A 6,203-nucleotide genomic window follows, 5' to 3' on the forward strand; every position below is an offset into this window, starting at 1 on the left:
CAACGCCGCCGAATACCCGGTGGGCAGATCCAATGGCCATGACCGGGCAGTTTTCATGGCCACCAGCGGGCAGTAATGCTGGCCGCCCGTGGGCAGCTTTAACTGGCCCTTGACAAACTAACCTCTTGCCGATCCCCTTGCCCCGTGAGGTGGAAGAAGTTACCAACATGATCAGTTGTGCAGCAGGTAAGGAATCCTCTAGAGGGTGCACGAGATGCCCCTCGGCGAGACCCAATGCTCGACCGTCGTGATCTTCCAAGAGCCACGCTGCGTAGGTGCTGTCATCGATGAGCCGCCCAAGCCGATCACGCATCTGAGCTTCATCAACGTGGTAACCCAATTCGTTAAGTAGACCCACCGATTCGAGCGCGTCAGATCGGAGTACTTTCCGTACTGGCCCAAGGCCACGACTGTCCCTACTCATCCGGATAATCCTAGTCCAGCCATTTTCGAAGCCTCCGCATCATTGATGCCCGCCCATAAACGATTGTTACCGGGCACCATGTGCAGCGACCTGAGGCTGTGCACCTCTGCTTAGCGACAAGAGATCAGGCGACACGCGCGTCTACTCTAGGTGGATGCCTACCGTGAGCGAGATAACTGAGTTCTTAGACGATAAACCGCCACCTGGGCAGACACCGTGGGTGGTTCATCGGGCGGCTCAACCTATCGCGGTACTTGAATACGATCCCGCATGGCCGACGGCGTACACCAAGCTGGCAGGACGCATCAGAACAGCTCTGGGCACTCGGGTCCTGGATATCTCACACATTGGGTCAACCTCCGTGCCTGGGCTACCTGGGGTGGCTTGTGAAAAAGTGAAATAACCAACGCTAAGGCGCTTCAGGCCCGCTGGTGCCTCATCATCATGTGAATCGGGCCTATGCGTATAGCCCGGCTCAGGTCATCACGGGGCATCGCGAGGGCTCCAGCAGTTCTGCCCGTGGTGGAGAGGGCTGGGCAGGAAGTTCCCTGGCGAAGAGCCCACCGATGTGACTGCTAGCGGAATTTGGCGGTTAAGTTGCGGCTTTGACTGGCGGTTTTGTATTGGGTGGTTCTTCCTCAGGAGCCCAGGAGGTTGCTGCTCTTTGGCTTTGCAGCGCGATGTGCTCGAAGGAATGGGCGAGTTCGGGCGGGGTGATGATGGTTTGTTCTGCTTTGGTCAGTAGGAGCCAACGGGCTATTGAGTCGTAGGTGTCTGCTCCGGCTTCCACGATGCAGGTATCCGCGGATTCTTCGGTGACGGTTCCCCAGGCGGGGGATATCCAGTGTTGTATCTCTGCTTTTGCCGCGTAGACGCGGACGGTCGCGGTGACCTGTTGCCATCCTTTGGCTATTGCCTGGCTCACGTATTCGTCGAGGTCGGTAGCCGGCGGCTGGCGGGCCTGGGCGCTATGGGGTGAGAGTTTTGCGTCGGTGATGCGGTCTGCCCGGAACACGGCCCAGTCTTGATCGTCGGTGCAGTAGGCGAGGAGGTACCAGCGGCCCATGGCGCGCACCAGGTGCAGGGGTTCCAAGACGCGTGACCGGCTTTTCCCGGAGTAGCGCCGGTAGGTGCAATTGAGTTGTCGTCCATCCCGGCAGCACCGGCTTAGCAGCAGGAGCGTCGTGACGTCGGTGTCCGGTGTGTCGACGCCGATCGGGCTGCCGAGATCGATCGTAGTGGTGTGGCTCGCCAGTGCCTTGGTTGCTGCCTGCACCCGTGACGGCATGACTCTTTGAAGCTTTTCCAGGGCCGTGCGGGCGTGGGCCGAGGTCCCTGCCGTCGTCGCGTAGTCTTCCAAAGCGAGGAGGACAGCGGCTGCTTCCTTGGCCTCGAACATGATCGGCGGAAGGACAGCCCCGGTCTGGAGGGTGTAACCGCCGCCGTGTCCTTTTCTGGTCGTCACCGGGTAGCCGAGGCTCCGGAGCCTGGAGATGTCGCGGGTGATTGTTCGGGCCGTGACCCCCAGCTCTTCAGCCAACGAGTTGGAGCTCCATTCCTGTTGGCGCTGGAGCAGCGACAAGAGTTTCAGCAGACGTTCGGACGTGTCCCACATGGTTCATATCCTGCCCTGCTTACCGGACAAGACCTGTCCGGTAGCGCTCCTACGCTGAGGTTTATCCGGTAATAGACCGGCATTCACCTAGTGCAGAGGTTGTCCTCATGACTCCGTCCCAGCCCGCCGCCGTCCGCGAAGCGGTCCTTTCCCAGCACCGTGACGGGCCAGGAATGCTTCCCTCGGCCTGTATCACCATCCGTGAACTCGAACGGCCGGTGTTATCGGCCGGGTATGTCCGGGTCCGGAACGACTTTATGCAATTGACCGCCGTGATGGCGGACCTGATGAGCGCTCATCCTGGTCTGCCCATGCCCTCCTACCCGGTAGGTGATCCCTTGTGGGGCGGAGCCGTCGGAACAGTCATCGAATCGGCTTCCGATCTGCCGGTAGGAACGGTGGTTCAGCACATGAACGGATGGCGGGAAGAGCTCACAGGCCCGGCGAACACTTTCTATCCCGTTCCCGTTGATGTGTTGCCAGGTGCGGAGTACGTCCTGAATCAGGGAGTGACGGCGTATCACGGCATGGTGGACATAGCTGAGGTCGGGGAAGGAGACGTCGTGTTCGTGACTGGCGCCGCCGGCGGGGTGGGGTCTTTGGCCGGACAGATCGCCAAGGCCTGTGGCGCTAAAACTGTTATCGGTAGCGCTGGCAGCGCAGAAAAGGTCAAATACCTTGTTGAAGAACTCGGGTTTGACGCGGGAATTAACTACAGGGACGGCCTGGTCCAGGAACAGCTGGCCGAGTTCGCCCCGGAGGGCATCAACGTCTTTTTCGACACGGTCGGCGGCAGCCAGTTCGAGGCGGCAGTGCAGGCGGCCGCGCCGGACGCCCGATTCGCTTTATGCGGGACCCTGGCAGGGCAAATCGACGGCGGGAATGCCGGCTCACCGCGGCTGGACATCATGACCGCTATCGTCAAGCAGCTGACCATACGCCCCTTCTCCACCTTCCATACTCCTGAACAGCTCCAGGCTTGGGGAACGCACTACGGCCAATGGCTGGCCGAAGGAAAAATGGTCTTCCCCCACACGATCATCGACGGCGGATTGGACGCCGCGCCAGCAGCACTGGACGCACTACTCAAAGGCCGGTACCGCGGCAACGTCCTCGTCCGCATGGGCGCCCAATGAGGTCACGGAGGGTCCTGCTCTTCACCTGTTGCCTTGCCCAGCTGATCGTGGTCCTTGACAGCTCGATCCTGACGGTCGCCCTGCCGCAAATCTCTACTGACCTGGCCATGACAACAACAGACCTGCCATGGATCGTCAACGCGTTCGCCATTCCCATCGCCGGGCTATTGCTGCTGTCCGGGAAGCTCTCCGACCGGTACGGGGCAAAACCGGTCCTGCTGGCCGGCACCCTGATCTTCACCGTTGCCAGTCTCCTCGGGGGACTGGCCCCCGATGCGGGCGCGCTGATCAGTGCAAGGATCGGGCAAGGGGTCGGCGCTGCCCTGATATCGCCGGCCACACTCATGCTTCTTTCAACCAGTTTTTCGACAGGATCTGCGCGGGCACGGGCATTCGGGCTGTGGGGGGCCGCTTCCGGCAGCGGCGGGGCCATCGGCGTGCTGGCTGGAGGGATACTGGTCGAAGGAACCAGCTGGCGATGGACTTTGTTGGTAAACGTGCCCCTCGGCGCCGGGCTGGTAGTCCTGCTGCTCTTCTTCGTTGCAGGGATCCAACCGTCCCGCTCCCGAGGCAGGCTGGATTTCGCGGGCGCGATAGCCGGGACCACCGCGGTAACTGCCCTGGCCCTGGCTTTCGCCTCCCTGGAGTCACCACTGCTGGACGTAGGTCCGGCGGTCTGGATCGCTCTAGCCGTGATCGCAGCGGGCCTATTTATTCTGATCGAGCTGAAGTGGGTTTCCTATCCGCTGCTTCCCCTCAGAAGACTCTCCGGGAAGAGCCTGTGGGTGCTGCCCGGAGCGATGTTCCTCATTGGTGGCGCGATGACCGGTACGTTCTACTTCCTGACCCTGTACTTCCAGCTACACCAGGGTCTGGCACCGCTGGAAACAGGGCTTGCTTTCCTGCCGCTGTCAGCAGCAGCGTTCATCGCCGCCGCGGCCACGCACCCCCTCAGCAAGAAACTCGGTGTTCTGCGCGCAGCCACCCTGGCCGTGATACTCATGACCGCGGCTCTCGGAACCATGTCAGGGGCCGCGCATGCCGGAAGCACGGTCATCATCATTATGGTCAGCGTGCTGTTCGGGGCCGGTATGGGGGTCGCCATCAGCACCATTGCCGACCTCGTCACCGCGTCATTTCCTTCAGAAATGACCGGCATAGCTTCCGGAGTGCTGACAACAGCCCAACAAACCGGGAACACCATCGGGCTGGCAGCCCTCGTCTCACTCGACACCGGCACCGGCACCGGTTCAACCAGCCACGGAACCCCTCTCGCCGGCGCAGCCTTCATGACCTTCGCCGCGGCTCTCTGCATCTTGAACTATTCCAAAAAGCGGCGCCGCAACCCACAGCAGCCCTCGCTCAAGGTAATCACATACGATCGTTCACAAGACATTGTTTGAGATCCCTTCCGGCCCAAGGAATACAAGGGGCCGTCATGTAAAGGTTGGCGCGTACGCACCACCGCAACGGGTGCCTCCCTTTGCAATACATCAAACCCACGAAGGGCAACGCCTAATGGCTCCGAACCGGCCCGGTCGCCACGGTCCCCAGCTGCTTTCTGGGGAGATATTTGCGCTAACGTCGGATATTTCACTTTTTCACAAGCCACCCCAGATCAGCACAGGCGATTATGTCCGCATTGGTGGGAGCTGGCATCAAGTAGCCCGCGTCAACCAGAAAACCGTGTCGCTGATCACCGAGTACAGCTGGACCCAAAAGGCCGACTACGCCCAGGTTAGGGACCACCGCACCCAAGAAGAAGCAGCCGCCGCAGCAGCGGCCACGGAACCAGTGAGCTAGCAACCGGCAACAGTGCCCCCGCCCGCCCTGCATGCCACCAGCAGGGGAGCGGGGTGCTGCCCGGCCCGGACGGAGCCGGGCCAGGCGAACAAAAGGCGTTGGTACTCGCTAACTCGCACCAGGAACAAGCGGACCTTCGCTGCGCTTCGGGCTGCACTGCCAGCGGCTCCTAGAAGTCGCCACCGACAGGATCTCTTTCTTTTTTGCTGCTGTCCTTCGGATCATACGTGCCTGCTCCACCAGCTCAACGGCTCCGCCGCAGCAGACTGAACCAACGTGTACGGCGCTCCCAAGGTCGCTTATTTCATCCCAGCTTGGCTCGCTCTGCTGCCCTACGGGTTGACCAGGTTCCGACAGCCACAGCTACGCAAGGCTTCGCCAGCAGGCAAAAAACGATGGGGGAGGGACCAACCCACTCGACCACCACAGGTTCCCCGCCCACTCTGCGAAATAGGAGCACACCTCATGCGTTATATCTCAGCCAAGGACACCGCCGCATTGATCCGCAAGGACTTGAAAGCAGACTTTCCCGGTATCAAGTTTTCTGTCCGCACCAACACCTATTCAGGTGGGGCGAGCATCGACGTCGCCTGGACTGACGGCCCGGCGCTGCGCAGCGTTGAAGCGATCACCAACCACTACCAGGGCAAAGCACCCGTAGATCAGACCGACCACGCCGCCACCGTGACCGGGGAACTCGACGGGGAACAAGTGCACTACCTAGCCGACCACGTATTCGCCCGCCGCCGGATCAGCGAGGACACCAAAGAGGCTTTAGTCGCTGAACTCGCCGCCGCGTTGAACGTCTCACCAGTGGAAACCGGCAAGAGCTACCCCTCCCCGGAACTCGTCTACACAGCTTGCCCGAATTACCGCTACGACCAGGGCACCGCCTACGAATTTATCAACGTCATCGCAGAGGCCCGAGCAGCCTAACCGAAAGAGGGCCGGCCAACCCCCAACAGCCGGCCCTTTTCACAGGCCCAAACCGGGCCCGGACGAAGCCGCGAAGCTGCTGCACCAATACCGGTTGCTCGGGGGAGTGCTGTGAAGAGTACGACGACATGATGGGCCGGGGCTGGCTCATTGACGGTTGGCGGGAGCTGATCGAAGCCGCTGGATAGCCGCCAAGGGTTGCGTCCCGCTGAGTGGTGTAGTTTCCCGCGGTGAGCGCGTTGCTCCGGCAACGTAGTGAGCCATCGTGCGATGGTCAGTGAGTACCGAT

6 protein-coding genes are annotated in these 6,203 nt (G+C 61.2%); 4 read left to right on the top strand and 2 right to left on the bottom strand.

Annotation, left to right across the window (positions count from 1 at the left end):
• A partial coding sequence (locus IWX64_RS17185) for a GNAT family N-acetyltransferase (RefSeq protein ID WP_334683387.1) occupies nt 1–340 on the bottom strand: 340 nt, incomplete at its 3' end.
• A 238-nt stretch (nt 341–578) separates the two neighbouring features.
• Between IWX64_RS17185 and IWX64_RS16440 the strand changes: the two genes are divergently transcribed.
• Complete coding sequence (locus IWX64_RS16440) at nt 579–827, top strand: GrpB family protein (protein WP_196868203.1); 249 nt, start codon at nt 579–581, stop codon at nt 825–827.
• A gap of 189 nt (nt 828–1,016) precedes the next feature.
• Here IWX64_RS16440 and IWX64_RS16445 read toward each other — a convergent pair whose 3' ends face one another.
• Nucleotides 1,017–2,039, bottom strand: a complete 1,023-nt coding sequence (locus IWX64_RS16445) for a helix-turn-helix transcriptional regulator (RefSeq protein ID WP_196868204.1) — start codon at nt 2,037–2,039, stop codon at nt 1,017–1,019.
• A 107-nt stretch (nt 2,040–2,146) separates the two neighbouring features.
• Here IWX64_RS16445 and IWX64_RS16450 point away from each other — a divergent pair, with 107 nt between their 5' ends.
• The 3 genes from IWX64_RS16450 (at nt 2,147) to IWX64_RS16460 (ending at nt 5,914) form a co-directional block, all read left to right on the top strand.
• Nucleotides 2,147–3,175 (top strand): zinc-binding dehydrogenase, encoded by a 1,029-nt coding sequence (locus IWX64_RS16450; protein ID WP_196868205.1) that lies wholly within the window; start codon nt 2,147–2,149, stop codon nt 3,173–3,175.
• The gene (locus tag IWX64_RS16455) at nt 3,172–4,578 is read left to right on the top strand and encodes an MFS transporter (protein WP_196868206.1); all 1,407 of its coding nucleotides are present in this window, start codon (nt 3,172–3,174) and stop codon (nt 4,576–4,578) included. The genes IWX64_RS16450 and IWX64_RS16455 overlap by 4 nt, the downstream gene beginning before the upstream one ends.
• Nucleotides 4,579–5,443: 865 nt before the next feature.
• Complete coding sequence (locus IWX64_RS16460) at nt 5,444–5,914, top strand: LPD29 domain-containing protein (RefSeq protein ID WP_196868207.1); 471 nt, start codon at nt 5,444–5,446, stop codon at nt 5,912–5,914.
• Nucleotides 5,915–6,203 lie beyond the last annotated feature (289 nt).

Origin of the sequence: Arthrobacter sp. CAN_A212, from assembly GCF_015752345.1 — a bacterium.
Taxonomy (GTDB): Bacteria; Actinomycetota; Actinomycetes; order Actinomycetales; family Micrococcaceae; genus Arthrobacter_D.